General features: G+C 63.0%; 24 protein-coding genes. 12 read left to right on the plus strand and 12 right to left on the minus strand.

Annotated elements, in window-relative coordinates; all coding sequences use genetic code 11:
• Positions 1-4221, minus strand: a complete 4221-nt coding sequence (locus L338_RS16130; RefSeq protein ID WP_022696530.1) for a PAS domain-containing protein — start codon at positions 4219-4221, stop codon at positions 1-3.
• A 183-nt stretch (positions 4222-4404) separates the two neighbouring features.
• Here L338_RS16130 and L338_RS01195 point away from each other — a divergent pair, with 183 nt between their 5' ends.
• Complete coding sequence (locus L338_RS01195; protein WP_022696531.1) at positions 4405-5742, plus strand: sodium-dependent transporter; 1338 nt, start codon at positions 4405-4407, stop codon at positions 5740-5742.
• 3 nt (positions 5743-5745) lie between these two features.
• Here the strand turns inward: L338_RS01195 and pip are convergent, their stop codons facing one another.
• On the minus strand, positions 5746-6717 hold the full coding sequence (gene pip / locus L338_RS01200) for a prolyl aminopeptidase (RefSeq protein ID WP_022696532.1): 972 nt from the start codon (positions 6715-6717) through the stop codon (positions 5746-5748).
• Positions 6718-6849: 132 nt separating this feature from the next.
• Between pip and L338_RS01205 the strand changes: the two genes are divergently transcribed.
• Both L338_RS01205 and L338_RS01210 read left to right on the plus strand, forming a co-directional pair.
• The gene (locus L338_RS01205) at positions 6850-7506 is read left to right on the plus strand and encodes a hypothetical protein (RefSeq protein WP_152485777.1); all 657 of its coding nucleotides are present in this window, start codon (positions 6850-6852) and stop codon (positions 7504-7506) included.
• Positions 7454-8134 carry a class I SAM-dependent methyltransferase gene (locus L338_RS01210; protein WP_022696534.1) on the plus strand — a complete coding sequence of 227 codons (681 nt, stop codon included), beginning with the start codon at positions 7454-7456 and terminating at the stop codon, positions 8132-8134. Before L338_RS01205 ends, L338_RS01210 begins: the two co-directional genes overlap by 53 nt.
• On the opposite strand, the gene L338_RS01215 is transcribed toward L338_RS01210, so the two are convergent.
• The 4 genes from L338_RS01215 to dgcA form a co-directional block, all read right to left on the minus strand.
• On the minus strand, positions 8109-9161 hold the full coding sequence (locus tag L338_RS01215; RefSeq protein WP_022696535.1) for a hypothetical protein: 1053 nt from the start codon (positions 9159-9161) through the stop codon (positions 8109-8111). The two genes, L338_RS01210 and L338_RS01215, sit on opposite strands and share 26 nt — an antisense overlap.
• Entirely contained in the window at positions 9158-9856 is a 699-nt protein-coding gene (locus L338_RS01220) for a class I SAM-dependent methyltransferase (protein WP_022696536.1), read from the minus strand. Before L338_RS01220 ends, L338_RS01215 begins: the two co-directional genes overlap by 4 nt.
• Positions 9837-11129 carry a glycosyltransferase family 4 protein gene (locus L338_RS01225; RefSeq protein WP_022696537.1) on the minus strand — a complete coding sequence of 431 codons (1293 nt, stop codon included), beginning with the start codon at positions 11127-11129 and terminating at the stop codon, positions 9837-9839. Before L338_RS01225 ends, L338_RS01220 begins: the two co-directional genes overlap by 20 nt.
• 97 nt (positions 11130-11226) lie before the next feature.
• A complete protein-coding gene (gene dgcA, locus L338_RS01230) occupies positions 11227-12231 on the minus strand; it encodes an N-acetyl-D-Glu racemase DgcA (protein WP_022696538.1) in 1005 nt (334 codons plus the stop codon).
• Between the two features lie 72 nt (positions 12232-12303).
• On the opposite strand from dgcA, the gene L338_RS01235 reads away from it, so the two are divergent.
• The 4 genes from L338_RS01235 to L338_RS01250 are packed head-to-tail and all read left to right on the plus strand — an operon-like array spanning position 12304 to position 15823.
• Positions 12304-13425 carry an ABC transporter permease gene (locus tag L338_RS01235; RefSeq protein ID WP_022696539.1) on the plus strand — a complete coding sequence of 374 codons (1122 nt, stop codon included), beginning with the start codon at positions 12304-12306 and terminating at the stop codon, positions 13423-13425.
• Positions 13422-14183 (plus strand): ABC transporter ATP-binding protein, encoded by a 762-nt coding sequence (locus L338_RS01240; RefSeq protein ID WP_022696540.1) that lies wholly within the window; start codon positions 13422-13424, stop codon positions 14181-14183. Before L338_RS01235 ends, L338_RS01240 begins: the two co-directional genes overlap by 4 nt.
• 57 nt (positions 14184-14240) lie before the next feature.
• Positions 14241-15179: an MlaD family protein gene (locus L338_RS01245; RefSeq protein WP_022696541.1), complete on the plus strand. Its 939-nt coding sequence runs from the start codon at positions 14241-14243 to the stop codon at positions 15177-15179.
• Positions 15176-15823 (plus strand): ABC-type transport auxiliary lipoprotein family protein, encoded by a 648-nt coding sequence (locus L338_RS01250; RefSeq protein ID WP_022696542.1) that lies wholly within the window; start codon positions 15176-15178, stop codon positions 15821-15823. Before L338_RS01245 ends, L338_RS01250 begins: the two co-directional genes overlap by 4 nt.
• Here the strand turns inward: L338_RS01250 and L338_RS01255 are convergent.
• Both L338_RS01255 and L338_RS01260 read right to left on the minus strand, forming a co-directional pair.
• Entirely contained in the window at positions 15787-17925 is a 2139-nt protein-coding gene (locus L338_RS01255; RefSeq protein ID WP_022696543.1) for a coiled-coil domain-containing protein, read from the minus strand. The two genes, L338_RS01250 and L338_RS01255, sit on opposite strands and share 37 nt — an antisense overlap.
• Positions 17926-18020: 95 nt before the next feature.
• A complete protein-coding gene (locus L338_RS01260; RefSeq protein ID WP_022696544.1) occupies positions 18021-18290 on the minus strand; it encodes a hypothetical protein in 270 nt (89 codons plus the stop codon).
• Between the two features lie 136 nt (positions 18291-18426).
• Here L338_RS01260 and L338_RS01265 point away from each other — a divergent pair, with 136 nt between their 5' ends.
• On the plus strand, positions 18427-19638 hold the full coding sequence (locus L338_RS01265) for a DUF418 domain-containing protein (protein ID WP_022696545.1): 1212 nt from the start codon (positions 18427-18429) through the stop codon (positions 19636-19638).
• Here the strand turns inward: L338_RS01265 and maiA are convergent.
• On the minus strand, positions 19635-20276 hold the full coding sequence (gene maiA / locus L338_RS01270) for a maleylacetoacetate isomerase (protein WP_027068167.1): 642 nt from the start codon (positions 20274-20276) through the stop codon (positions 19635-19637). The genes L338_RS01265 and maiA overlap by 4 nt on opposite strands.
• A gap of 97 nt (positions 20277-20373) precedes the next feature.
• Here maiA and L338_RS01275 point away from each other — a divergent pair, with 97 nt between their 5' ends.
• Positions 20374-20961: a carboxymuconolactone decarboxylase family protein gene (locus L338_RS01275; protein ID WP_022696547.1), complete on the plus strand. Its 588-nt coding sequence runs from the start codon at positions 20374-20376 to the stop codon at positions 20959-20961.
• Here L338_RS01275 and L338_RS01280 read toward each other — a convergent pair.
• Positions 20958-21422 (minus strand): MarR family winged helix-turn-helix transcriptional regulator, encoded by a 465-nt coding sequence (locus tag L338_RS01280; RefSeq protein ID WP_022696548.1) that lies wholly within the window; start codon positions 21420-21422, stop codon positions 20958-20960. The genes L338_RS01275 and L338_RS01280 overlap by 4 nt on opposite strands.
• A gap of 90 nt (positions 21423-21512) precedes the next feature.
• On the opposite strand from L338_RS01280, the gene hppD reads away from it, so the two are divergent.
• The 3 genes from hppD to L338_RS01295 all read left to right on the plus strand — a co-directional run bounded on the left by hppD (position 21513) and on the right by L338_RS01295 (position 23466).
• Positions 21513-22580 carry a 4-hydroxyphenylpyruvate dioxygenase gene (gene hppD, locus L338_RS01285; protein WP_022696549.1) on the plus strand — a complete coding sequence of 356 codons (1068 nt, stop codon included), beginning with the start codon at positions 21513-21515 and terminating at the stop codon, positions 22578-22580.
• A gap of 143 nt (positions 22581-22723) precedes the next feature.
• Positions 22724-23155, plus strand: a complete 432-nt coding sequence (locus tag L338_RS01290) for an OsmC family protein (RefSeq protein ID WP_022696550.1) — start codon at positions 22724-22726, stop codon at positions 23153-23155.
• A 122-nt stretch (positions 23156-23277) separates the two neighbouring features.
• On the plus strand, positions 23278-23466 hold the full coding sequence (locus L338_RS01295) for a hypothetical protein (protein WP_022696551.1): 189 nt from the start codon (positions 23278-23280) through the stop codon (positions 23464-23466).
• On the opposite strand, the gene L338_RS01300 is transcribed toward L338_RS01295, so the two are convergent.
• Complete coding sequence (locus tag L338_RS01300; protein WP_022696552.1) at positions 23463-24659, minus strand: acetyl-CoA C-acyltransferase; 1197 nt, start codon at positions 24657-24659, stop codon at positions 23463-23465. The genes L338_RS01295 and L338_RS01300 overlap by 4 nt on opposite strands.
• Positions 24660-24728: 69 nt before the next feature.
• Positions 24729-25658 (minus strand): SDR family NAD(P)-dependent oxidoreductase, encoded by a 930-nt coding sequence (locus L338_RS01305; RefSeq protein WP_022696553.1) that lies wholly within the window; start codon positions 25656-25658, stop codon positions 24729-24731.
• Between the last annotated feature and the right edge of the window lies 1 nt (position 25659).

Raw genomic sequence — 25659 nt, forward strand, 5'->3', positions numbered from 1 at the left:
TCAGGCGGCGTCCCGGACGAAGTCTTTCAAGGCCGGGCGGGTTTCCGCCATCGCTTCTTTCAACTCAGGCATCATCTGGGCGGCCTCGGCCGCCGGTTTGTGTTCCATGTCCGAGGCAATGGCGCTGACGCGGCCAGCCCCGACATTCGCCGCACAGCCTTTCAGTTCATGAGAGGTCTTGCGGATCTGATCCTGATCGGCCGATGAGACGGCGTTTTCGATCGCATCGACCAGCCCGTCCGCCTGTTCACAGAAAGCGTCGATGATCGAGCGCACCACATCCGGCCCGGCCGCTTTCAGGAGCGGCTCAAGCGTGGATTGATTGACCAGTGGGGCGGCGGCGTGATCGGACATGATAGAGGTTTCCCTGTGTTGGCTGTAGGCGTCTTCCGTTTCACCGGCGCCGGAAAGCTTCATCAGAAGCGCCGCCAGCGCAGTGGCAGAAAAAGGCTTGCTGAGCGCGTCGTCAAACCCGGCGCGGATCAATTCGCTGCGCCGCCCCGAATGGGCGGTCAGGGCCAGAATGGGCTTCCGGCTGTTCGGCCCTTGCCGCGACCGGATCTCGGCGACCGCGCCGATGCCGTCCAGATTGGGCATTTCGACATCGAGTATAAGAATGTCGAACGCTGTTCCGGCGGCGGCATCGGCCGCCTGGCGGCCATCCTCGACCACCGTGGCGTCGCATCCAAATTGATGGAGTATGGTTTCCAGGAGCAGGCGGTTCGCGGCGTTATCGTCGGCCGCAAGAATCCGCAGCCCGTCCGTGGCGGACGCGATATCATCGGCGTTGTCGGACCGATGATCCGATATTTCTTTCAGCGGCAGTTCGAACCAGAAAACGGATCCCGCGCCGGGCTGGCTTTCCACCCCGATTTCGCCGTCCATAAGGCCGACGAGACGGCGGCAGATCGACAGGCCCAGTCCCGTGCCGCCATAGCGCCGATTGATGCCTGCGTCGGCCTGGACAAAGTCGTCGAATAGACGCCGCTGGGCCTTTTCCGAAATGCCGATACCCGTGTCGGAGACCGAAATACGAATGCGGTCTTCCATGGTTTTCGCGGCCGCGATGCGGATCTCGCCCGCTTCGGTGAATTTCACCGCATTCCCGATGAGGTTCAGCAGGATCTGACGAAGGCGCGCGGGATCGCCCTCATAGGAACCCGCCAGACCGCCGCCGAGACTGAGCATCAGATCCAGGGATTTTTCCCGGGCGACCGGACGCATCATGGCGGCGACCCGGTGGATTTCCTCACAAAGATCGAATGCCGTGGAATCCAGCTCCACCCGGTCGGCTTCGAGTTTGGTGAGGTCCAGCACGTCATTGACGAGGCACAGCAGGTGTTCGCCGGCGGTGTTGGCGGTTTCCGCGTATTCGCGTTGCGAAGGCTGCAAGTCCGTCCGCATCAGAAGGCTGGTCATGCCGATTACGGCATTGAGCGGAGTCCGGATTTCGTGACTCATCGTGGCCAGGAAGCTCGCCTTTGCCGCCGCGGCCTCCTCCGCTGCGTCGCGCGCATGTTCAAGGGCAAGGGCCCGTTCCGCCTCATGCGTGACATCACGGAGCGAGCCGAAAATGGAGACGGGCCCGGTCTGGGCATGGGTCGCGCGGCCAATGGTTTCTAGCCAGAGAATTTCCCCGTCCGGCGCAACATAGCGGAATCGGCTGGTGAACGTGTCTTCGCCATTGAGCATGACGTTCTTGATGACCGCCCACGCCTGATCCTTGTCGTCCGGATGCGCATGATCCATGACGGTTTTTAGCTCGAACGCCGTTCCCGGCGGCAGTTTAAGCAGCTCAACGCATTCCGGGGACCAGATGGCCTCGTCGGTCTCCGCGTTCCAGCTCCACAGCCCCACGCGCGCTGCGGCGCGGGCCCAGTCGAACCGTTCGCTGAGCTCATTCAACTGAAGCTCGGCGCGTTTGCGGTCGTCGATATCCAGTATGGCCCCGACAATATGCGGCTTTTCCCCGGTTTCGCTGACATGAAGCGTCGTGCGGGCCTCGACCCAGATATAGCTTCCATCCTCGCGCCGGACGCGGTGGTCCAGCGTGACCTGCCCGTCGGTTTCTTCGCGCAGCCTGGCGTATTCGTCATAGGTCTGAAGGTCGTCGGGATGCACGCGCTCCCGCCACCATGATTTGGGCTGGATCAAATTCTTTTCAGGAAGTCCCAGAATCCGCGCGACAGAGGCGGAGTAAGCGGTTTTGCCCACGCCCAGATCGCCTTCATAGACGCCCACTTTGGCGGATTTCGCGGCGATATCGAACAGGGCTTCCAGGCGTTTAAGCGCCAGTTCCGTGGTCTTGCGCTCATCAATGGATATCAACGCGCCCTGCAACAGGACCGGTTTGCCATTCTTGTCCTTTTCGAAGGTCGAACGGGCTTCGACCCAGACATATTCTCCGTCGGACCGTTTCAGCCGGTATTCGATACAGAACGGCTCAGCCGCTTCATAGTGGCGGCGTCCGGACGCATGAACATGTTCGCGGTCATCGGGATGGATTTGCTCGATCCACCAGTCGATGGACTCCGTGAAGGCCTCGGCCGGCCTGCCAAGGATTTGCGCGATCTCTGTCGAGAAGTTCACCGCGCGGCTCTCGTGATCGATTTCGAAGAGGCCGATCCGGGCGGACCGCACGCCTACGTCCAGCTTCATTTGCAGGCGTCTGAACTCAATTTCCGCCTGGACGCGTTCATCGATATCAATGACCACGCCGCTAAACCCGGAAATCGCGCCATCGGGCGCAAGAGCATCCACCTCCATCCGGGATTCAATCCAGATATAGTCGCCGCTGTCGCGGCGCATCCGGTACTGCGTAGTGACCAGATCGCCGATGGACAGGCCGTCCTGTCCCCGGAATGGCGCCTTGGCCGTTTCCTGGTCGTCGGGGTGTATTCGCGCCCGCCAGATATTCTTGTCGACCTCGAAAGCCTCGTCGCCCATTTGCAGCATGATGGCGACTTCACGCGAGCACTGGCACACGCCGTCCGCCAGATGAACGATGCCGACCCCGGTTGCCGATATGGCCTTCTGGAACTGTGTCTGAAGCGCGTTGAGCGCGGTCTCGGTATTCTTGACGTGATCGATATTGGCAATGGTTCCCCGGGACAGCACGACCGAGCCGTCAGCTTCCAGCACACCGCGGGAGCGCACCGAGAACCAGCGATATTCGCCATCCTTGCCGCGAATCCTCACCTGGCTTTCCAGCGTCTCGTCAGACTTGCAGCGGCGGCGGAAATTCGCCTCCAGATCCGCAAGATCGTCAGCGTGAACCAGGGCCGAGAGCTCCGCGGTGGTCAGGAAACGCGATTCCTGATCGAGGCCGATGATTTCGGCGGCAAGCCGGTTGAGGCGCACGTCGCCCGTCTTGATCTCCCGCGTGAAGAGGCCAACCTCCACCAGTTCCATCGTATCACGGTGCTCGGCCTCCGCGTCCTCGCCTTTCTGACGCGCGCGCGAAACTTCGGTAGTGTCGAGAAGAACCCCGACCACGCCGGTCGATTGCTCCAGATAATAGGTATCGGGCTGACCGGAAATCCGCCCCGTGCGCTGTTCGCCGTCTTTCCGCTTGAAGTCGAAATCCAGTTCGAACGGAACGCCCTGATATTCGCACCGCCATGCCGCCCGCCAGATGCGTCTGAGCGTAGCGGGGGAAACGCAGCGCGGCGCCAGATTCTGGATATTGTCTTCCGGGGAAGCGCCGATCAGGGCCAGCAGGTTATCGGAGTAGGACAGTCCGCGATCGGCGACGGAAATTTTCCATGCGCCGGCATTGGTCACCTTTTCAGCCCGCGACAGCAGACCGTTATCATAAAGGGTCTTCTTGAAATCAAACTCGGGCGAGTCTGTCGGGCGGCAGAGATAGACCAGTGTCTGAACGCCGCCCGGCTCTGCCCGGGACATTATCTGCACGCTCATGGGAAGGGCGGGGCCTTCCGCCGAGCGTACGGAAAGAACGCCTTCGCAAACGCCGAACGTCTCCAGGCGGTGATTCAGGCTTTCCACCTGCTGGTAGTCATTTTCCGCCGGGCAAAGCAGGCTCCGCGGAGAACGGCCCTTGAGGTCCGGCAGCTCATAGCCCAGCAAATCGAGAAATACATCGTTGGCGTCGACGATATTCCGGTCCGCGCCCTTCTGTTCCGCGATCAGAATAGCCGGCGAAGCGTCCACCAGGACTTCACGGACAATTTCTCCGGCAAGTTCGTTCGGATCGGTCATGGGCCGCGTTATTCATTCAAATTGATGAAATTCCCCGCCAGTGTGGACACCGAGTGTTTCCACACAGTTAGCGCCGCACGTTTTATTGACCGGGCCTGAATCGTCAGCCAATCTGCGCGCCAAATTCATGGGATGGCGCGGGGAGCGCCATTACCGCCACTAACAATAGATGGGGGAGGGGTTATGGTTCAGCCCGGCGCCGGCGTACACGAACACTGGTCTTCAAGATTTGCATTCCTGATGGCGGCGATCGGATCGTCCGTCGGGTTGGGCAATTTCTGGCGTTTCCCTTTTACCGCCGGAGAGAATGGCGGCGGCGCCTTCATCATAATCTATCTTTTCTGTGTGGCCCTGGTCGCGTTCCCGGCGCTGGTTGCTGAATATGTTCTGGGCCGCCGCGGCGGATATTCTGCTGTCGGAACCATTGGCGCGCTGGCCCAGGAAAGCGGCCGCAGCCGCCGTTGGGAAGGCATGGGCTGGCTGGGCATCCTGACCTCCCTGTTCATTGTTACGTTCTACAGCGTGGTCGCTGGTTGGGTGATTGCTTACGCGCAATTTGCCTTCTCCGGGGACTTCGCATCTGGCGCTCCGGAGGAGATCCAGGCGAAGTTTTCCGAACTGACCAGCAATCCCGGCCGCCAGCTGCTCTATCATGCAGCCTTTGTGGCTCTGACGGTCTTCATTATTGCGCGCGGCATCAAGCGCGGCATCGAAGCCGCGGTGAAATTCCTGATGCCTGCTTTCTTCATCATGTTGCTGGGCGTTGTCGCCTACGCGCTGATTGAAGGCGATGTCGGGCAGGCCGCCAGCTTCCTTCTCCGCCCTGATTTCTCTCAGGTGACCTTCACGACCGTGCAGGTGGCTCTGGGGCAGGCGCTATTCTCGGTCGGCGTCGGTTCCGTCCTGATGATGACTTATGGCGCATATCTGAACCCGGACCAGAATATTGTGGGCTCTTCGGGCTTTATCGCTTTTTCCGACTCTCTGGTCGCCATCATCGCCGGTTTCGCGATCTTCCCGCTGGTTTTCGCCACCGGGCTGGATCCGGCGGGCGGACCGGGTCTGTTCTTCCAGACCTTGCCTGTCGCCTTTTCGCAGGTTCCGGGCGGCTCCATCGTTGCCGGTGTATTCTTCCTTCTGGCGCTTTTCGCCGCCGTGACTTCCTCCATCTCGCTGATGGAGACCGGCGCGTCCTGGGCTGAGGAGCAAACCGGCCTCAATCGCCGCGCCGCCGCCGTGGTGATCGGCGTCTGCGTCTTCATGATGGGCGCGGGTTCAGCCTATTCGCTGCAGTATCTGGACTTCGTCGACTTCGTCACGGGCTCCATCATGCTGCCGTTGGGCGCGATGCTGGTGGCGATTTTCGCCGGCTGGGTGGTGAAGCGCGAGCACCTGATGTCCGAGCTCAGCCACGCATCGCCCTCGATGCGCAACATCTGGTACATCTTGGTCAAGTTCGTGGTCCCGGTTGGCGTCGCGGTCATCCTTGTCGGCGGCCTGGCCAACAAGTTCTTCAGCTAGGCCCTATCTGGAAAGGCGGCCGGCGATTTCGTCGGTCGCCCGCACCAGCGCATCGATAATTCCGGGCTCGGACGATGCATGGCCGGCGTCCTGAATGTATTCGATCGTGGATCCGCGCACCGCTTTATGTAGGCGCGTCGCCATGTGAGGCGGCGTCAGGACGTCATAGCGGCCATTGACGATATGCAGCGGAATGCCGTCGAGCTTCGGCAGTTGCGTCAGCAGCCAACCGTCTTCCGGAAAGAACCCGCCATTGGTGAAATAATGCGTTTCGATGCGCGCAAAGGCGTCCGCGAACTCGCTGGAATCGAAATCCTCCGGGCGAACCTCCGGCCCCCCGATTGAAAGCAGATCGCCTTCCCAGCGCGTCCACGCCATGGCCGCTTCCATGCGCACGGCCTTGTCGTTGGCCATCAGTCTTTCGTGATAGGCGGCGACCGGCGTTTCCTGTTCCGCGTCCGTCAGCGGCGCCATCAAGCGCTCCCAAGCGTCCGGATAGAAACGGTTCGCGCCGTCGCGGTACAGCCAGTTCAGTTCGTCCTGCGTGTGAAGGAAGATGCCCCGCAGCGCCATGGCGTCCGTCCGGTCGGGATGTGTGACGGCATAAGCCAGCGCCAGCGTGGATCCCCAGGACCCGCCGAACAGGGTCCAGCTCTCCACGCCCGCCATTTCGCGGATCGCTTCCATGTCCTCGATCAGGCGCCAGGTGGTGTTTTCCTCAAGTTTGGAGAATGGACGGCTTTTGCCGCAGCCGCGCTGGTCGAACAGAAAAATGCGCCAGCGTTCGGGGTCGAAATAGCGGCGCAGGGCCGGCGTCACGCCGCCGCCCGGTCCGCCGTGAATGACAATGACCGGCAACCCGTCCGGCGCGCCGCATTCTTCCCAATAGATTTCATGGCCGTGAGAAACAGGAAGATGGCCTGTCTTGCGCGGTTCGAGTTCGGGGTAAAGCTCGCGGCGTTTTTGTTCGCTCAAGACGGGAATCCTCTGGCCAGATCGAATAGATATCAGCTTTCCTATGCTACGCTTGCTGGAATGCGCAATGCCGCCATGTCAAATAAACGGCGCGCCGGGGACAATACTGATGATGATGGAGATAGAATCCCCGTGAGCCTTTCAAGCGTCGCCCTGTTTCTCACCGCATTGTTTGCGCTTTTCACTCTGAGCGCATGCACCACTGTGGACCTCAGCCAGGGACAAAGTGACGCGGCCCCGGTGGAATTGACGGACGCGCAACAAAGCCTGCGCGACCTCGCGCTGGAGCTGGAAATCCTCTCCGAAGAGCGCGGCTGGGTTGAAGCGGACGGCATGGGCGAGCGGGCGCGGCGCTGGGCGGACATGTTGCTGCATGGCGTCTCGGGAAAGTCCGAAGAGGCGGCGTCCAATCCCTATCAATCCTATCTGGATAACGCCGGCGCCGGCGCGGCGGACCGGACGGCGGCGCTTCTCACCGATATTCGTGACGCCCAGACCCTCATGACGGCGCTGAACGACGCGGCCTCCAGCGTTGCCGCCGGGTCTGGGGACCCGGCGTCCCTGACCGAAGACCTGCGAATTCTCGAAGCCTCGGCCCAGCGCGCCATACGCATTGAAATGTTTTTCACGTCGGTGCTGGACCAGGCCGGACCGGACGGGCTGGGCAGCCGCAACACGCTGGACCGGGCCGTGTCTTCTCTGGGCGATACGGCGGAGCGGATGGCCGCGCTGGCCGATGCTCTGGCTGACCGCCGCCGGTCGCTGCAGCCCGCGCCTGCGGTCAGCTGACCGGCTCGTCTTGGACTTCGGCGGTTTCGATCCCCAAAGCGTAAAGGGCTTTCTGTCCAGCGGCGATGGCGCGCTTCTCTATCGCTACGGATTAAAGGCGGCCGCGGCGGGGCCGCTGCTGGAGGTTGGCGCCTATTGCGGCCGCTCCGCCTGCTATCTGGGCGCTGCCGCGCGCGATGCCGGAAGCCGGCTCTACTCCGTCGATCATCATCAAGGATCTGAAGAACACCAACCGGGCTGGGAGTGGCACGACGCGGAGCTGTGGAACGCCGCCGCGGGCCGTCTGGATACGCTTCCGGTCTTCCTGCGGACCATCCGCCATGCCGGACTGGAGGGGTGCGTGACGCCGGTTGTCGCACGCTCCCGCGACGCCGCGCGGAACTGGCGCACGCCTCTGGCGCTGGTCTTCATTGATGGCGGGCACAGCATGCAGGCGGCGCTGGCCGACTGGCGCGGCTGGGCCGGACATGTCGCGCCGGACGGTTATCTTCTGATCCATGACGTTCACCCGGTCCCGGGCGATGGCGGCCGCCCGCCCATGGAAATCTATCGCCGCGCAATCGCTTCCGGGCTTTTTGAGCCCGCCGAGCGTCAGGAGGCGCTTATAGCGCTTCGGCGGGTGACCTGACGCCGAACAGCCGCGCCGTTGCCGAGCGGGGCTGTAATGCGTGTTCAGCCAGGATCGCCGCCCCGGCGGTCCAGCTGGGCCGTTCTTCCGGCCAGATGACGTCCAGGGCGAACTGGCGTCCCATCCATACGCCGCCCGATTCATCCTGCAGCGCCGCGACTGGCTTCAGCAGCCCTCTGGCCGCCAGCGGCCGTCCGGCCTGCGCACAGGCGATGGACAGCTCCGCTGTCTCCGCCGCGGTCGCCCAGGGCTCCTCGGAAACGCAGCGGCAGCCCTCGCGCGGCTCGACAAACTCCATCCAGCGCGATTCCAGCCGGTCCACGGCGTCCTGGCCCGTCAGCACCCCGCACAGTACGGGATAGTACCAATCCATGGCGTAGCGGGCCTTTGAGGGCCAGGTGCGGTCAAAGCGGTCCGTGCGGGCGGTCAGCGCCGTCTTCAGCCGGCTTCGCCCCGCCGTCAGATCGTCATGGCCTTTGCCCAGAGACCGGGCGATTTCCACCGCGCAGCCCAGCGCCATATAGATTGCGCAATTGGCGGCGTAGAGGGCGTCAACCTGCTCGAACGCCTCGCCGGGGTCCGGCGTTCTCCAGGCGATCTCGCCATGTTCGGATTGCAGGACCAGCGCGAAGCGGCAGGCTCGCAAGCTCATTTCGCCAAACCGGTCCAGATCCCGTTTTTCGCCTGTGCAAAGATAGAGATGCCAGACGCCCGCGGCGGACCATGCGGCGAAATTGGTTTCTTTCAGCTTCGGCGCGCCATCGGTCACCAGACGGCGATTATCGGCGTCCATCGGCGCCGCCGCGCCCAGATCGCCGATCCAGCCGCCATCCTCTTCCTGGCTATCCAGAAGGTGCTCGAACGCCTTCCGGGCGGCGGCCAGACGTCCGGCTGCAGCCAGCGCCATGGCGCTTTCAACATGGTTCCAGGGATCGAACAGCCCGCGCTCGGTCCACCAGATGGCGCCATCGCCGTCCTGCAGGCGCTCTATCCAGTCCGCCGCCCGGTGAATTTTCAGTCCGCTCATTCCGGCGCCTCGAAATACAGCGCCAGGCTTTTTCCCATGATCGGGTTCAGCGCGGCGTCCAGCCACCGCGTCAGGCGCGGCTGTTCAAGAATGTCCCATTCCAGAAAGCGGCGATAGGCCGCGACGGCCGCATGGGTTTCCCGCCGCTCCCAGACCAGGCATTGCAACCACCAATAGGGCGCATGCAAACCATGCGCGTAATGGCTGCGCAGGAAGCGCCAGCCCAGCTCCTCGGCCTCTCCCGTCAACTGCGCCTTGCGGAAAATGCGAACATGTCCGCCCGGCGTGTTCGGGTAACCCTCGGACAGTTTCCAGCACACAGCTTCCGGCCAGAAACGCGGCACGGAAAGCGCGATACGCCCGCCGGGCTTCACCACGCGGGCGATTTCCGCCGCCGCCGCGCGCCAGTCCTGCAGATGCTCCAGAACTTCCGAGCAGATCACGGCGTCAAACGCGTCATCGGGGAAGGGCAGGCGCCCGGCATTGCCGCAAGCGATGCGCAGCGGCGCATCGGGGAACAGGCCGCGCCATGATTCACGGGATTTCAGCAGGTCCGCTTCGCTGAGGTCCAGACCCACCGCCGTCACCCCCGGCAGCACGGACAGCGCATGCAGATGCCGGCCCTCTCCCGAGCCAAGGTCCAGGACACGCGCGCCCGGCGTCAGGCGCAGGGCGTCAAGCGAAACTGTGAGCATGCGCGATTGCCTGACGGTAGAGCGTGACAGCGTCACGCGCGTGACGGTCCCAGCGAAACTGCGACCGCGCGCGCTTCAGGCCATATTCCGACAGCCGCCGCCGTTCTGCGTCATCGGTCAGAACATCGGCCAGCGCCGCCGCCAGCGCCGCCGGGTTCTTCGCGGGCACAATCCGCCCTTCCGGGCCGACCACTTCCGGCAGCGCGCCGCCATCGCTGGAAACCACGGCCGCGCCGCACGCCATCGCCTCTGCGGCCGGAAAGCCGAAACCTTCGAACAGGGACGGGGCGGCAACCACATGCGCCCTCCTGTACAGATCGGCGACCTCCGCTGTCTCCAGTCCGGAGACGAAATCGATCCTTTGCTCCAGTCCCAGAGCTTCCATGGCTTTTTTTGCCGGCCCTTCCCGCAGCCGGCCGATAACCGTCAGGCGCGCGTCCGGCCGGCGTTCCAGAACGTCAGGCAAGGCGCGGATCAGGTGCTCCAGGCCTTTCAACGGCGTGTCGGCGCTGGCCGCCGTCACGATCATGCCGGGCTCGAACGCCGTATCACGCGCCGGGCAAAACACGTCATGGTCCACGCCGTTATGGCTGACGTGAAGCTGATCGGCGCGTAACCCGAAATCCTCTATGGACGCGCGCTTCGACGCCTCCGAGACGGTCAATATATGCGGCAGGGCGCGCGCCACGCGCGTCTGCGTTTTCACAAAGGCGTGCCAGCGCTTCAGCAACAGGCGGGAGAACATGCCGGGCGCGCGGTCCAGCGCCAGTTGCAGATCGCGGGTGATGGGATGATGCAAGGTCGCCACGACCGGCGCATGCCGCCGCGCAATGGCCAGCAGGGGCTGAGAAAAGCTCTGATTGTCGTGGATCACGTCATAGCGGCCGGGATTGGCGTCCAGATAATGTTGCAGACGCAGTCCGAACGCATGCATCTCTCCGAAACCGCCCGTATTGTGCGAAACATATTCGGAAATATCGGCCAGCCGTCTCAAATGGCGTGGCCGCAACGCAAACAGCGCGTTTTTTTCCGAAAACAGGTCAAGCGAGGGCAGGCGGATCAAACGCACGCGCGGGTCCAGATGCGGGTAGGGCGGGCCGGAGGCGACGTGAACCTCGTGCCCGGCGTCGGCCAGCGCCTGCGACAGCTCACGCACATAAACACCCTGGCCGCCGACATAGGGGTGCGACCGATACCCGGCGATCAGGATGCGCAGCGGCGCGTCGCCGTCGAGTTTCGTGGACTGTTCGGCTGTTTCGGCGCGTTTGAGCATGATCCGGGGACTAACGGGAACGTGAACGTCAAAGCTAGCGGCCCGGCGGCGCGGTTCCAAGCGGCAGGGTCCGGATTTTGTACTCCGGGCTGCGTTTTTAGCCCCAGAGTTCTGACGGGCACGGCGCGATGACGCCGCCGTGATAGATCAGTCCGGGCTCCCGTTCCCGCGCCAGCAGGAGCGGCCCGTCCAGATCCACGAACTCCGCGCCACAGGCCTCCGCCAGACGGCAGGCCGGCGCCATCGCCAGGGACGTGCCGACCATGCAGCCGAGCATGACCTGCAGATTGCGCGCCCGCGCCGCCCGGATCAGCTCCAGCGCGGCGCTCACCCCGCCCGTCTTGTCCAGCTTCACATTGATCGCGCCATAGCGACCCGCAAGGCGGTCCAGATCGGCGGCGACATGCAGGGATTCATCGGCGCAGATCACGATGGGGCTGTCCCAGCCGGCCAGACCCTCATCCTCACCGGCCGGCAAGGGCTGCTCGATCAAGGCAACGTCCAGCGCCGCCAGCGCGGCCGCCGACCCTTTCAGAAAGTCCAGGCTCCAGCCCTCATTGGCGTCGGCGATCAGGCGCGCGTCCGGGCGCGACGCCCGGATGGCCTCCATGCGGGCCACATCAAGGCCGGGATCGCCCAGCTTCACCTTCAGCAAGGGCTGTTCCGCCGCCTCTGCGGCCGCGCGCGCCATGGCTTCCGGCGTATCCAGGCTGATCGTGAAAGCCGTCTCCAGCGATCCGCGCGGCGGCGGTTCTACCGCAAGCCGCGCAGCGAACGCCGCGCCTATGTCCAGCCCGTCCCGCTTCGCGGCCAGATCCCACAGCGCGCAGTCCAGCACAGAGCGCGCCGCCCCGGCGGGCAGGGAGTCCGGCAGGTCGCGGGCGGTCGCGCCCGCGCGCAATGCCCCTGCGGCTTCCCGGGCCAGCATCAGGCTTTCTTCGACTGTTTCGCCGTAGCGCGCATAGGGCACGGCCTCGCCGCGGCCCGTGGCGGCGCCATCCGAAATTTCGGCGACGATCACCTCGGCGGTGGTTTTCGATCCGCGCGAAATCCGGAATGCGCCGCGGATCGGCCAGCTCTCATGACGAATGCTAATATCCATGCGAAGTCTTTTACTTGACGATTCGGGCCGCCGCCGGTTCGTTGTGAGAGGAGCGCGAGGAGGCGCCTGACCTTGGGTGACGATACCGGCGTAAGCATCGAGTCGGAAGACGGGGTCCTGAGGGTGCGTCCCACGGGCGACTGGACCGTGCGCACAATCCGCGAGGTCATCGGGGATATCGACCATGCAGCCGAGCATGGCGAGGTCCGGGAATATGTAATCGACGTTTCCGAACTGGGCCGGATGGATACGTCCGGCGCGCTGATGCTCGGGCGGCCCTCCGAACATGCTGAAACTTACCGGGTCGAAGGGGACCATCCTTACGCCGAACGCCTGATCAATGAGGCGCTGGAGCACCATGGCGAGGGATGCGAAAAACCGCATTCCGGCCCGGGGCTGGTGGAACTGTTCGAGCGCACGGGTCAGGCGCTGGTCACCGCGTTTCGCGAGACCTACGACACGCTGGTTTTCTTTGGCCGCACCGTGGTCACGTTCGGCAAGCTGCTGGCCCATCCGGAAAAGATACGCTGGACCTCGACCGTTCACGTCATGGAGCAGGCGGGACTGAACGCCCTTCCCATCGTCGCGACCCTGGCCTTTTTTATCGGCGCGGTGGTGGCGTTTATCGGCGCCAACCAGTTGGCGCTCTTCGGGGCGTCGGTCTTCACGGTCGAGCTTGTTTCGATTTCCATTCTCCGCGAGTTCGGCGTCATCATCACCGCCATCCTGCTGGCCGGGCGATCGGATTCGGCCTTCACGGCGCAAATCGGCGCCATGCGTATGCAGCAGGAAATCGACGCCATGCGCGTCATGGGGCTGGACCCCTACATCGTTCTGGTCATCCCGCGCCTGATCGCCATCCTGATCATGATGCCGCTGCTGACCTTCGTGGCGATGCTGATGGGCATTTTCGGCGGCATGATGGTGGTCTGGTGGGATCTGGGATTTTCGCCCGGCTACTTCATCAGCCGGATGTACGACACCACGGCCATCGGCCATTTCTGGGCGGGCATCGCCAAGGCGCCGGTTTTTGCAATCGTCATCGCCGTGATCGGCTGCCGTCAGGGGCTGAATGTGGGCGGCAGCGTTGAATCGCTCGGGAAACGCACCACGGCTTCCGTCGTGCAATCCATCTTCGCGGTCGTGGTGATCGACGCAATTTTCGCGCTTCTGTACCTGGAGATGGGCGTGTGAGCGACGAACCGGTCATTGAAGTCCGCGGCGTGCGGACCGTGTTTGGCGATCATGTGGTGCATGACGGCGTCGACCTGTCGGTCGAGCGGGGGGAGATCATGGGACTGGTCGGGGGCTCGGGCTCCGGCAAGTCTGTGCTGCTGAATGAAATTCTGGATCTGGACCGGCCGACTTCGGGCAAAATTTCCGTATTCGGAAAGGACATTCATAATCTGAAAAGCGCCGACCGCACGCGCATCGAACGCAAGCGCGGCGTGCTCTTTCAGGCCGGCGCTCTATTTTCCCAACTCACGGTTCTCGAAAACGTGAAAGTGCCCCTGCGGGAGCACGCGGATCTGCCCGAAGATGTCATGGACGACCTGGCGATGATGAAGATTTCCATGGTCGGACTCAGCAGCGAGGCCTGCAACAAGCAGCCCTCCGACCTTTCCGGCGGCATGCGCAAACGCGCCGGGCTTGCCCGGGCGCTGGCGCTGGATCCCGATCTGATCTTTCTGGATGAACCGACAGCCGGACTGGACCCGATCGGGGCGACGGCGTTTGACGAACTGATCAATGACCTCAGCGATACGCTGGATCTTACGGTTCTGATGGTGACCCATGATCTGGACAGCCTTTTCGCGGTTTGTGACCGCGTTGCGGTTCTGGCCGACAAGAAAATCGTCGCCGTAGCGCCGCCCGGCGAGCTGGTTCATAACGACCATCCTTGGATCAATGAATATTTCAACGGTCCCCGCGGACGCGCTTCGCGTGCGTGACGGAACGAAATCGCGCGGCTAGTCTTGTAGACGGGACGATCAGGAGCGAACTAACCAGTGGAAACGAGAGCGCATTACGCCCTTGTCGGCGCCGTAGTGATTGTAATGTCACTCGCGGTGGCGCTGTTTGTCGTGTGGCTGGGCAAATATTCGTTCGATCAGGAAACCGTTGAATACGATGTCGTGTTCACCGGCCCGGTTCGCGGCCTGAGCGATTCCAGCGAAGTGCGCTTCAACGGCATCAAGGTGGGCGAAGTGACGCGTCTGGGGCTGGACCCCAGCAACCCCAACCGGGTCATCGCCCGCATCCGTGTCGACGCCCTGACCCCCGTGAAGGAAGATTCCGTCGCCCAGATCGAGCCGCAGGGCCTGACTGGCGTGGCGTATATCCAGATCACGGGCGGCACCCCAGACGAACCGACGCTCCATCGCAAGGCGGGACGCGGGCCGCCGCCGGTCATTTTCGCCAAGGAAAGTCCGCTGGAAGGCTTTGTCGCCAATGCCGAAGGCGTGATGAACGAGGCGGAGAAAACCCTGCAGCGCGTTCAGGACATTCTGAGCGAGGAGAATGTCGACGAATTCTCCCGCACGATGACCAATATTCGCGAAGTGACCGACGAGATCAGGGCGAACAAGGATCTGTTCGAGCGCACGGCCTCGGCCATCACCAAGCTGGAACAGGCCGCTGACAGCATCACGAAAATCGCCGAGTCCGGCGATGACGTGCTCAATAGCGACGTGCGCGACGCCATTGCCGATATTGAAGCCGCTGCTGCTGAAATTCAGAACACGGCCAAGGAAGTCGGCGATTTCGCCAATAGCGCGGACGCGACCCTGAATGAATTCACGGGCACAAGCACGGCCCAGGTCAGCCGTCTGATGTCCGACCTTCGGCGCTTGACGGAATCCCTTGACCGGATGGTCGGGGAGTTTGAGGAAAATCCGTCCAGCTTCATTGCCGGCTCGCCCAAGAAAGAGGTGGAAATCCCCCGATGAGAGTACTTCTGCCTTTCGCTTGCGCCGCGCTTCTTGGCGGTTGCTCGTCGCTGATTTTCCCTGAGGCGGAGCCTTCAGCTTTCTATCGGCTGGAGCCGGCCGGGTCGGCGCCGGCGGTCATGGTGAAAAATCACGAGACGCCGGTCGCGGTGCTGGTCTCGCGCCCTGACGCTCCGCGCGCACTGGGCGGGGACACGATTGCGATCCAGCAGAGCGACGCCACGCTGGCCTACGCCTCGGGCGTGCGCTGGGTAGAGGCGACGCCGGGGCTGATCCAGAACGCCGTGATCGAGGAATTACAGAATACGGACGGCGCTTTCCTGGCCGCGCGCCCCAGGGACGGCATCTCCGCCGATTATGAGCTTGCCCTGGAAATTCACCGTTTCGAGGCGGATTACCGCAACGGCATGGAGTCTGCGCCCGTGGCGGATGTTTCCATCACCGCGCGCCTTGTGAAGACCAAGGGACGCGACCTTCTGGCTTCGCGCCGCTTTGAGGCGGAAAGCCGCGCCTCGACCAATCGTGTCGGGGAAATCGTGCAGGCGTTTAACGCGGCGATGGGGCAGGTGAACGGAGAGTTGATCGCCTGGACGGCGGAGGAAATTTCTCAGGCGTCGCCCAACGCCGCAGAGGCCAGCAAGTAGGCGCGGCCACGCTCGTCGCTCAGCAAGGTTTCCAGCGCCGCGGCTTCATTCTGACGCGCTGCGCGTGAAATTTCGGGCTCCAGTTCATCCACCAGCCGCCGCGCCTCGGTCTTTAGCTCGGACTGACGCTCCATGCGCGCCTGCAACTCTTCAATCCGGCCCTCCATGGCGTTGCTGACGGCTTCCCGCATCGCCCCGATGCCGCTGGTGCGGCGGGCGGATACGGCTTTGCGGACCACCTCGTCGCGCACGTCGGAAGCGTCCAGCGGCCGCTGTTCCGACGGGGCCGCAGGGGCTTCACGCTCCCGCAGGTCGGACACCAGGTCCCGCCAGCGCCAGGCGCGGTCGCCCGCGGCGGGGTCCGGGCCGGGCGCGCCGCTTGGCGCACGGGAAAGCGGATCGGGCAGATTGTCGTCGCGCGCCTCCGGCGGCCGCGAACCGCCGGCAACGGAGCCCATGCGCAACACGAATTCGCTGAGAAGTTCGTAGTTCTGGCGCATGCGGGCCTGCAGAGCGAAGTCGATATCCTTGGCGTCTTCGGCTGACGCGCGGGCCGCCTTGTTGAGCGATTCAATACCGGCTTTGACCGTCTCTTCCAGTTCGGTGACGCGCTGACGGGCCGAATTGGGGAAGGCGTCCAGAGAGACCTGCATGGCGGCAAAGCGGTTTTCCAGCTCCTCCACGCGTCCGCGCCAGGCTTCCATGGACGCGTCGAACCGTTTGGCGAGCGCATGGTCCGCCTCATCCGACATGGATGAGACGCGTTCGACCGCCTTGGCGGCGTCATCGAGCTGACGTTGCAGCGCCGCGTCGGTGCGCGTGGCGGCCTCAAAGGTCGATTCGTTGAGCTTTTCGATCTGGGCGCGCAGATCATCGGCCTGCTGACGCAGCGCGTCGCGGGCTTCCTCGCTGGCCTGGCGGGCGCGATCCGCGGCGGAATTCAGCCTTTCCAGCTCTTCCTTGGAATAATCCGCGGCCTCCCGGGTGCGGCTGCGCACGATATCGGTAAATCGCTGGGCCTGTTCGATGGCGGTTTCGACCGCGCCCTGCATGGCGCCGCCGCCGGATTCTGTGGCGTCGCGCAATTCCTGGGCGCCTTTGCGGGCGATCCGGGTAAGGGAATCCAGCTCCGCGCGGTGGAAATCCAGCGACGCGGCGATCTTGTCCTGCTCCTTGCGCAGCGATTCCGATGCGGAATCGAGGTGTGAGCGGTGATCGGAATAGGTTTTATCGAGCGTTTCGCGCTGTTTCTGGAGCGATTCCGACAGGTCCAGCAGCCGCGAACGGCCGCTTTCAAGCGAATTTCCGGCCTCTGTCGTGCGTTTCAGCGTGGTTTCGGCGGCGTCCAGCAGGGATTTTGCCGCCTCGCTGAGCGTGGTTTCGCCTTCCGCCGCGGCGCTTTCCGCCAGTTCCGCGGCGCGTGCGACCATATTTGACTGTTCTGATATGGCGTCCGCGACCGCCTTCGCCTTCGCGTCCAGCGTATCGGCGAGTTCGGACAGGGCGGTCCGTTCCGCTTTCAGATCGCCAATCAGCACTTGCGAGCGTTCAGAGGCGTTGGTGGCGGCGTCCTGAATCGCATCGCTATGGTGGCGAAGCACTTCCTCGATCGCCCCCAATCGGGCCAGGGCGGACTCCATCGCCTTGTTGATGCGCCCAATTTCGCCGCTGACAGCGTCAGCCAGTGTGCGCGCCTGGCCCTCCGCCGCGTCCGCCGGGCTCAAAAGCCGGGCGGAAGCCAGCTCCACCGCGCGGGCCTGCGCGCCGAACCGGGCCATTTGCCGCGCCGCCAGCGCCGCCAGGATGATGAAAAGCGCCGGCGCGGCCAGTACAAACCCCAGCCCCGCCATCTGCACAGGGGACAGATCCGCAACGCCGGTGATCCCCGAAAAGCCGATAATGTAGGCGGAAGCGCCGCCGATCCACAGGATGGACAGGCAGAAACCCAGCATGAGGATCCATCCGCCGCCCGAAGGTTTGGGCGTATCCGGGGCGCTATCCTTGGCGGGTTCGGCGTCGACGCGCGTCAGAGAGCGGTCTTTCGCCGGCGATTCAAGCGGTTCGACGTCGATGACGTCCCGGGGCGCGTCTTTCGCAGCCATGCGGACCCTCCGAGAAATTCAAGGGGAGCTTTGTAACCGAAAACGCCCCCGCGGGGCGAGGGCGTTGCAGCAAGGTCCGAAAATGACTGTGGATTCTAGGACTGATATCCGGTCACGCCGATGAAAAGGGGCTTTTCGGCGTCATAGGACTTAACGGCGGCCGGGCGGCTGTCGCAGCCATTGACGACGAACTCGAATTCCGCGCTGCGGCCTTGCGGGATGGCATAGAGCGCAGGGGAAAGCATCACCGACGCTTCGACGCGGCGGGGTTCGTTTTCATCGCGCGAAGGCTCGTATTCCACGCCGATAATGCTCAGCGCGATCATTACGACCATGTGCAATATCTGGGTAAAGAGCTCGGCCATCTGACCTGTGTCCCTCTCTGAACTGTCCCGTTTATTGCTCCAATTCGGCCATCTTTCAAGTGACTTGCGGTCATTGGCCGATTACAAATGCGTAAGCAATGGCCTGAATTCCGGGCCGGTCAGGGGAGTGACCGTCATGCTTTCAGCGCCGCGCGCCAGCCGGATCGAGTCGATTGACGCCCTGCGGGGCGTCGCGGTTCTCGGTATTCTGATGATGAATATGCAGGCCTTTGCGATGGTGTCGCAGGCCTACATGAACCCCACGATCCAGCTGGATTTCACCGGCGCGAACCAGAGTGTCTGGTTTTTCGCGCACGTCTTCTTCGAAATGAAGTTCATCACCATTTTCTCCGCCCTTTTCGGGGCCGGAATCGTCCTGATGGTGGGGGAGGACAAGGACCCGCAGGCGGCCCGCGTGCATTACCGGCGGATGCTGTGGCTGCTGCTTTTCGGCATGCTCCACGCCTACATCATCTGGTTTGGCGACATTCTTGCGCCCTATGCCATCTGGGGCATGATCGCCGTGATGATGCGCGGCCTCAGCGCGCGGCGTCTGTTCGTGATCGGCGCGGGGCTTTTCGCCCTGGGCGCGCTGTTGTGGTGGGGTTTCCTGTTCTCGCTGGGCTACATGCCGGAAGACGCGTTGCAGTCCAGCTATGCGCCCACGCCTGAGATGGTGGCGGACATGGTCGCCGCCCATCAGGCCGGCGGGCTGGAGCGTCTGGGCGAAAACGCTCTGGTCGCATTGCAGGCGCAGATCGGCTCGATCCTGTTCCTCGGACCGCGCCTTCTGGGCGTCATGGTCTGGGGCATGGCCCTCTATAAATGGGGATTTTTCTCCAACCGCTGGAGCGCTCCGGCCTATATGGCGGGCGCATTAGTGACGCTGCCGGTCGGCATCGGGGCGGACTGGTGGGGCGGCATGCACCATATCGAGAGCGGTTTCGCGGCGGCGGAGTTTGCCCCCGGCGCCCTGGTCAATTTCCTAGTCAGCCCGCTGACCTCGTTCGGATATGCCTGCCTGGTGATGCTGGCCTGCCGGCCGGCGTTCCTTAAATGGGTGCGCGCGCCGTTCGCCGCTGTCGGAAAGATGGCCCTGACCAATTATCTGACCCATTCGCTCGTCGGGTTTTTTGTCTTTGCAGGCCCGCCGGGGCTTGGATTCTTCGGCGAGTGGGAGCGTGTGCAGCAGTTCCAGCTGGTCGTGGCGATCTGGATTTTCCAGTTGGCGTTCTCGGTTCTTTGGCTGTCGGCTTTCCGTTTCGGCCCGTTCGAGTGGCTTTGGCGGACCCTGACCTATGGAAAACTCCAGCCTATGCGCAAGGCGCCGGAGCCGGCCGCGGCCTAGTCTTCGTCCGGCGTGTCCGGCTGCCGCGAAGGGTGCGCGGCGGCGAAAGCCTCCACGTCCGCCGCGGCTGACTCGATGCCTGCGATCCGGGGATACGCTTCCATGTCCACGCCAAAGCGATGGGCGTTGTAGATCTGCGGCAGCAGATAGATATCCGCCATGCCGGGCGTCTCGCCGAACGCGAATGGCCCGACCGTGCCGGCAATCATCGGTTCAACCGCGTCAAAACCCTTCGCGATCCAGTGCCGCGCCCATTCCTGCACGGTCTCCTGCGGCTGACCCAGCTCATTCTTGAGGTAGAGCAGGATGCGCAGATTCTGGATGGGATGGGTGTCGCAGCCGATAATCGCAGCGATTGCGCGGACCTTTGCGCGCAGGAACGGATCTTCCGGCAGCAGCGCGGGCTCAGGCCAGGTTTCCTCGATCCATTCCAGTATCGCCGGTGACTGGGTCAGAACGCCGCCGGGCATTTCCAGCGCGGGCAGGAGGCCTTGCGGGTTCAGCCTGCGATAGGCCTCGCCATGCTGTTCCCCGTCTTTCAGGTTTACAGGCGCGTTCTCGTATTCTGCGCCCTTGTAATTCAGGGCCATGCGGACCCGGTAGGACGTGCCGGAGCGATAATAGGAATAGAGCTTCAACATAGGGAATTTCCCGCCGGGCCGATTGCAGAGTGGTTGAACCTAGGAAACGCGTTAGGGTCCGGCTTGTCGACTCGCCCAGGACAGGAGATGCAAGATGCCGTTGGTCGATCCCAAGCCGGAAGCCGCGACGCCGGAGCTCGACGAGCTCTATAAATTCTTCAACAAAACGCTGGGTTTCGCGCCCAACAGCGTCATGACGATGCAGCGCAAGCCGGGACTGGCCGAAGCCTTCGTCAATATGAACAAGGCGGCGATGGCCGGGCCGATCCCGTCCGACTTCAAGCGGTTGCTGGCGGTCATTTCCAGCCAGGCCGCGGGATGCCGCTATTGCCAGGCGCATACGGTTCTGGGCGCGAAGAATTTTGGCGCCGACGACGAACGCCTGCGGGAAATCTGGACCTACAAGACCAGCGACAAATTCACCGACAGGGAAAAGGCGGCGCTGGATTTTGCGCTGGCCGCATCCTCTGTTCCCAACGCGGTCGATGGCGAGATCGCGCAGGAACTGAAGGCGCACTGGACCGATGATGAAATCGTGGAATTGCTGGGCGTTATCGCTCTGTTCGGTTTCCTCAATCGCTGGAACGATACGATGGCGACCTCACTGGAAGGCCCGGCCAAAGATATTGCCAGTGAAATGCTGGGCGCGGTCTGGGAAGTGGGCAAGCACGGCGGCAGCTAGGCTTTGCCGGATTTGTCCGGTTCGGGGATCGCATCCATACGGTCATAGAGCTTGTCGATCAGCCGGGTGAGGGTTTCCCGTTCCTCGGCGGTCAGGCCTTCCATCAAATTGGCTTCGTAGGTCTTGGCCAGCGGCGTCACCTCGTCGAAGATTGACTGGCCGGTTTCCGACAGGCGCAGGAGGCGGCTTCGGCCGTCCTCGGGCGAGACTTCGGACCGGATCAATTCACGTTCGACCAGTTTGGCGGTGGCGCGGGAAACGGTGACCTTGTCCATCTCCGTCGCCTCGGCGATGTCGCGCGCCGTCATGGCGTGAATATCGCCCAGCACGGCCAGTATGCGCCATTCGGGAACCGTCAGGCCGAACCGCGCCTTGTAGGTGCGAGAGATCGCATTGCTGATCCGGTTCGACAGGATGGAAAGCCTGTAGGGCAGGAAGGCTGAAAGATTGAAGGCCGGCATGACGATCCAGTCATATAGCGGTTGGACGGCTTGAAACTAGTTTCATTTGAAACTAAATCGAGGCTTCCGCCAAGACAGGAGGTATCCCCCATGGCCGATCTGCACGAAAATTATCTCGGCACGCGCGGCTTCGCGTTTGTTGAATATACCGGTAACGCCGAAGAACTCAGCCAGCTGTTCAAGCGCCTCGGGTTTACCCCGGTCGGCCGCACCTCGGACGGCGCGGTGACGCGCTTCAAACAAAACCGGATCAGCTTCCTGATCAATTCCGGCGACGGCCAGGCGGCCGATTTCCGCGACGTCCACAAGGCCGGCGCGAACGCCATGGGCTTTCTGGTCGACGATGTTCAGGCGGCTTTTGACGGCGCGCTGGAGCGCGGCGCGGAAGCGGCCGAAGGCGGTCTGTGGACCAGCGCCGCGCCGGCCATCAAGGGCATTGGCGGTTCGCTGATCTATTTCATCGAGAACGGCAAGGAAGACGAATTCTTCGCCCAGGCATTCGAAGGCACGGGGGAAGAGGACAAGGGCGGCGCGGGCCTCACCTATATCGACCATCTGACGCACAATGTTCTGCGCGGCAACATGGATAAGTGGGCGTCCTTCTATGAGGACATCTTCAATTTCCGCGAAATCCGCTATTTCGACATTGAGGGCAAGCTGACCGGCCTGCTGTCCCGCGCCATGACGTCTCCGGACGGGAATATCCGCATTCCGCTGAACGAGAGCCGGGACGACAAATCCCAGATCGAGGAATTCCTCAAGGAATATAACGGCGAAGGCATCCAGCACATCGCGCTGGGCACGGACGACATCTATCAGACCGTGGAGGATCTGCGCGGCGCCGATACGCCGTTCCAGTCCACCCCGGACACCTATTACGAGCAGCTTCCGACGCGTATCCCGAACCATGGCGAGGATACCGAGCGCCTGATGAAAAACCATATCCTGGTGGATGGCGCGCCGACCGACGATCAGGGCCTGCTGCTGCAGATATTCACCCAGAACGCGATTGGTCCGATCTTCTTCGAGATCATCCAGCGCAAGGGCAATGAAGGCTTCGGCGAGGGCAACTTCAAGGCGCTGTTCGAATCCATCGAGCTGGACCAGATTCGCCGCGGCGTTCTGGATGAGGCCGACGCGAAACACGTGGACGCGTAGTTACCGCGAACACGGTCTGTTTAAAGGAAAGCCCCGGCGTTTCGCCGGGGCTTTTTCTTTGGGTGTATCAGGCTGTCGGGACCGGTTTGCCGCTTCGCGCGTTGTTTACGGCGAGAATAACGCCACCCAAAAAGGATACTCTCATGGCTACTCGCACAGGTTCTGCTGTCTGGTCCGGCACGCTTAAAGAAGGCTCGGGCCGTATTTCAACCGAAAGCGGCGTCCTGGACGCCTCGCCTTACGGATTCAATACGCGGTTCGAGGACGAGCCGGGCACGAACCCGGAAGAACTGATCGGCGCCGCCCATGCAGGCTGCTTCTCCATGGCGCTGGCTAACGAGCTGGAGCAGGCGGGCATTGCCGCCAGCAACATCTCCGCCGCGGCGTCGGTGAAGCTGATCAGCGATGATGGCGGGTTCACCATTACCGCCGTTGATCTGAATGTGTCGGTTTTCGCCTCCGGCGCGGAAGATGACGCCGTCGAAAAGGCGGCCAACACGGCCAAGGAAAATTGCCCGGTTTCGAAGCTGCTGAACGCTGAAATCACGATGGACCTGCATATCAATCCGTCCTGATCGGGCACTGACCCCAGACAGGAAAAGCCCCGGCAATGCGCCGGGGCTTTTCTTTAGCTGTTTCGGAACAATCGGCTAGCGGGACAGTTTCTGTCGCCAAATAGCCAAACAAGGATCGCCCAATGTCGACTTTCGGACTTTACCTCATCGGTTACATCATCTTCGTCGCGGGCGTCGCGATCGGCGCCCATCTGCTGGGCGTGCCCCCTGTCTGGATCGGCGTTGCCGTTCTGATTCTAGTGGGGCTTGGCATCGCGACCGGGGTCGGGAAAACCCGCGGCCGCGATGAAGGCGGAGAAAACGAAGCCTAGAGGACTTCGAACAGGCCCGCAGCGCCCATGCCGCCGCCCACGCACATCGTGGAGACGACATATTTGGCGCCGCGGCGCTTCCCTTCGATCAGGGCGTGCGCAACCATGCGCGCGCCTGACATGCCGTAAGGGTGGCCGACCGAGATGGCGCCGCCGTTCACGTTCAGGAGTTCGTCCGGGATGCCCAGCTTGTCGCGGCAATAAATGACCTGGACAGCAAACGCCTCATTCAGCTCCCACAGGCCGATATCGTCCATCTTCAGGCCGTTCTTCTCCAGGAGCTTCGGGATGGCGTAGACCGGGCCGATGCCCATTTCATCCGGGTCCAGCCCGGCGACCGCCATGCCGCGATAGGCGCCCAGCGGCTCCAGTCCGCGGCGTTCGGCCTCCTTCGCCTCCATGAGAACCGAGGCGGAGGCGCCGTCGGAGAGCTGAGAGGCGTTGCCGGCGGTGATGTACTGGCCTTCCTTGACGCTCTGGCCGCCGGCGAAGACCGGCTTGAGGCCCTCCAGGCCTTCCAGCGTCGTCTCCGGGCGATTGCCCTCGTCCTTTTTCAGAACAACGTCCTTGTCGCTGGTTTCGCCGGTTTCCTTGTCCTTGACCTTCATCGTGGAGGGCAGGGGCACAATCTCGTCGTCAAACTTGCCCGCTTCCTGCGCCGCGGCGGTGCGCTGCTGACTGCGCAGGGAATACGCATCCTGCGCTTCGCGGCTGATATTGTAGCGGTCGGCCACAATCTCGGCGGTTTCGATCATCGCCATGTAGATGGACGGCATGTTCTCCAGCAGCCACGGATCGGGGATGAAGAACATGTCCTTGGTCTGGTTCATGGAGATAGACTCCAGACCGCCGCCGACCGCGATGGCCATGTTGTCCTCAACAACCTGTTTCGCGGCGGTGGCGATGGCCATCATGCCGCTGGCGCACTGGCGGTCCACCGACATGCCGGGGACGGAGGTGGGCAGGCCGGCGCGGACCAGCGCCTGACGCGCGACATTCTGGAAGGCGCTGCCTTGCTGCAGGGCCGCGCCGATGACCACGTCCTCGACCTCGGCCGGGTCGATGCCGGCGCGCTCGACCGCGTGCTGGATGGCATGCCCGCCCAGGGTCTGGGCGGTCGTGTTGTTGAAAGCGCCGCGATAGGCCTTGCCGATCGGCGTACGCGCTGTGGAAACGATGACGGCTTCACGCATGGGAAGTCTCCTTGGCTCGGGTCGAGCGGATAATGCTTGTCTAACAGATAGGAAGGCGCGGGCGCGGCGTCAGGAGCCGCCGCCCAGATCCACCCCTTTGTCCCTGGCGGCGGCCTGCAGGAATTTCACGGACTGTTCGCCGCCTTGCTCATAGGCTTTCTGGCCGGACTCGTCGGAAATTTTCTTCCACGCCTCGGCCACGCCATCACCGTCCAGCTTGTCTTCAGGCAGGTAGACGCCTTCCGTTTCGTGGATGTAGGCGCGCGAGAAACCGCCCGCGCCGGCGGCGATGATGGCGCCATTCGGCGCATCGTCGGAGGCGAGGAACACCACGGCCGGGGAGACGGACTCGGGCTGCAGCAGGTCCAGAATGTTCTCCGGCATCAGGTCTTCGGTCATGCGCGTTCCCGCGACCGGGGATAGCGAGTTGACCCGGATATCGTATTTCTGGCCTTCCAGTTTCAGCGTGTTCATCAGGCCGACCAGGCCCAGCTTCGCCGCGCCGTAATTGGACTGTCCGAAGTTGCCGTAGAGACCGGAGGACGAGGTCGTCATGACGATACGGCCGAAGGCCTGTTCGCGCATGATCTCCCACACCGCCTTGGTGCAGTTGACCGAGCCCATGAGATGCACCTCGATCACCTTGCGGAAATCGTCCAGCTCCATCTTCACGAACGTCTTGTCGCGCAGGATGCCGGCATTGTTCACCAGAATGTCGACGCGGCCCCATTTATCCATTGCCGCGGCGACCATCTTTTCGACGGCGGCATAGTCGGTGACATCGGCGCCGTTGGAAATGGCCTCGCCGCCGGCTTTGCGGATTTCTTCGGCCACGTCCTCGGCCGGTCCGGAGGAGCCGCCGGTGCCGTCGCGCGCGCCGCCGAAATCATTGACCACCACCTTCGCGCCGCGTTCGGCCAGCGCCAGGGCGTGCGCGCGGCCAAGCCCGGCGCCCGCGCCGGTGACGATGGCGACGCGGTCATCAAAACGAATACTCATA

This window comes from Euryhalocaulis caribicus (assembly GCF_000412185.1).
GTDB lineage: Bacteria > Pseudomonadota > Alphaproteobacteria > Caulobacterales > Maricaulaceae > Euryhalocaulis > Euryhalocaulis caribicus.

What these genes read in the sequence shown, in the direction of transcription:
- dgcA (WP_022696538.1), bottom strand. Translation starts at nt 12,231, where the DNA reads ATGGATATTAGCATTCGTCATGAGAGCTGGCCGATCCGCGGCGCATTC.
- L338_RS01260 (WP_022696544.1), bottom strand. Translation starts at nt 18,290, where the DNA reads ATGGCCGAGCTCTTTACCCAGATATTGCACATGGTCGTAATGATCGCG.
- hppD (WP_022696549.1), top strand. Translation starts at nt 21,513, where the DNA reads ATGGCCGATCTGCACGAAAATTATCTCGGCACGCGCGGCTTCGCGTTT.
- L338_RS01195 (WP_022696531.1), top strand. Translation starts at nt 4,405, where the DNA reads ATGGTTCAGCCCGGCGCCGGCGTACACGAACACTGGTCTTCAAGATTT.
- L338_RS01295 (WP_022696551.1), top strand. Translation starts at nt 23,278, where the DNA reads ATGTCGACTTTCGGACTTTACCTCATCGGTTACATCATCTTCGTCGCG.
- L338_RS01280 (WP_022696548.1), bottom strand. Translation starts at nt 21,422, where the DNA reads ATGCCGGCCTTCAATCTTTCAGCCTTCCTGCCCTACAGGCTTTCCATC.
- L338_RS01305 (WP_022696553.1), bottom strand. Translation starts at nt 25,658, where the DNA reads ATGAGTATTCGTTTTGATGACCGCGTCGCCATCGTCACCGGCGCGGGC.
- L338_RS16130 (WP_022696530.1), bottom strand. Translation starts at nt 4,221, where the DNA reads ATGACCGATCCGAACGAACTTGCCGGAGAAATTGTCCGTGAAGTCCTG.
- L338_RS01220 (WP_022696536.1), bottom strand. Translation starts at nt 9,856, where the DNA reads ATGCTCACAGTTTCGCTTGACGCCCTGCGCCTGACGCCGGGCGCGCGT.
- L338_RS01250 (WP_022696542.1), top strand. Translation starts at nt 15,176, where the DNA reads ATGAGAGTACTTCTGCCTTTCGCTTGCGCCGCGCTTCTTGGCGGTTGC.
- L338_RS01210 (WP_022696534.1), top strand. Translation starts at nt 7,454, where the DNA reads ATGCTCTGGCTGACCGCCGCCGGTCGCTGCAGCCCGCGCCTGCGGTCA.
- L338_RS01265 (WP_022696545.1), top strand. Translation starts at nt 18,427, where the DNA reads ATGCTTTCAGCGCCGCGCGCCAGCCGGATCGAGTCGATTGACGCCCTG.
- L338_RS01215 (WP_022696535.1), bottom strand. Translation starts at nt 9,161, where the DNA reads ATGAGCGGACTGAAAATTCACCGGGCGGCGGACTGGATAGAGCGCCTG.
- L338_RS01225 (WP_022696537.1), bottom strand. Translation starts at nt 11,129, where the DNA reads ATGCTCAAACGCGCCGAAACAGCCGAACAGTCCACGAAACTCGACGGC.
- L338_RS01300 (WP_022696552.1), bottom strand. Translation starts at nt 24,659, where the DNA reads ATGCGTGAAGCCGTCATCGTTTCCACAGCGCGTACGCCGATCGGCAAG.
- L338_RS01290 (WP_022696550.1), top strand. Translation starts at nt 22,724, where the DNA reads ATGGCTACTCGCACAGGTTCTGCTGTCTGGTCCGGCACGCTTAAAGAA.
- L338_RS01255 (WP_022696543.1), bottom strand. Translation starts at nt 17,925, where the DNA reads ATGGCTGCGAAAGACGCGCCCCGGGACGTCATCGACGTCGAACCGCTT.
- L338_RS01275 (WP_022696547.1), top strand. Translation starts at nt 20,374, where the DNA reads ATGCCGTTGGTCGATCCCAAGCCGGAAGCCGCGACGCCGGAGCTCGAC.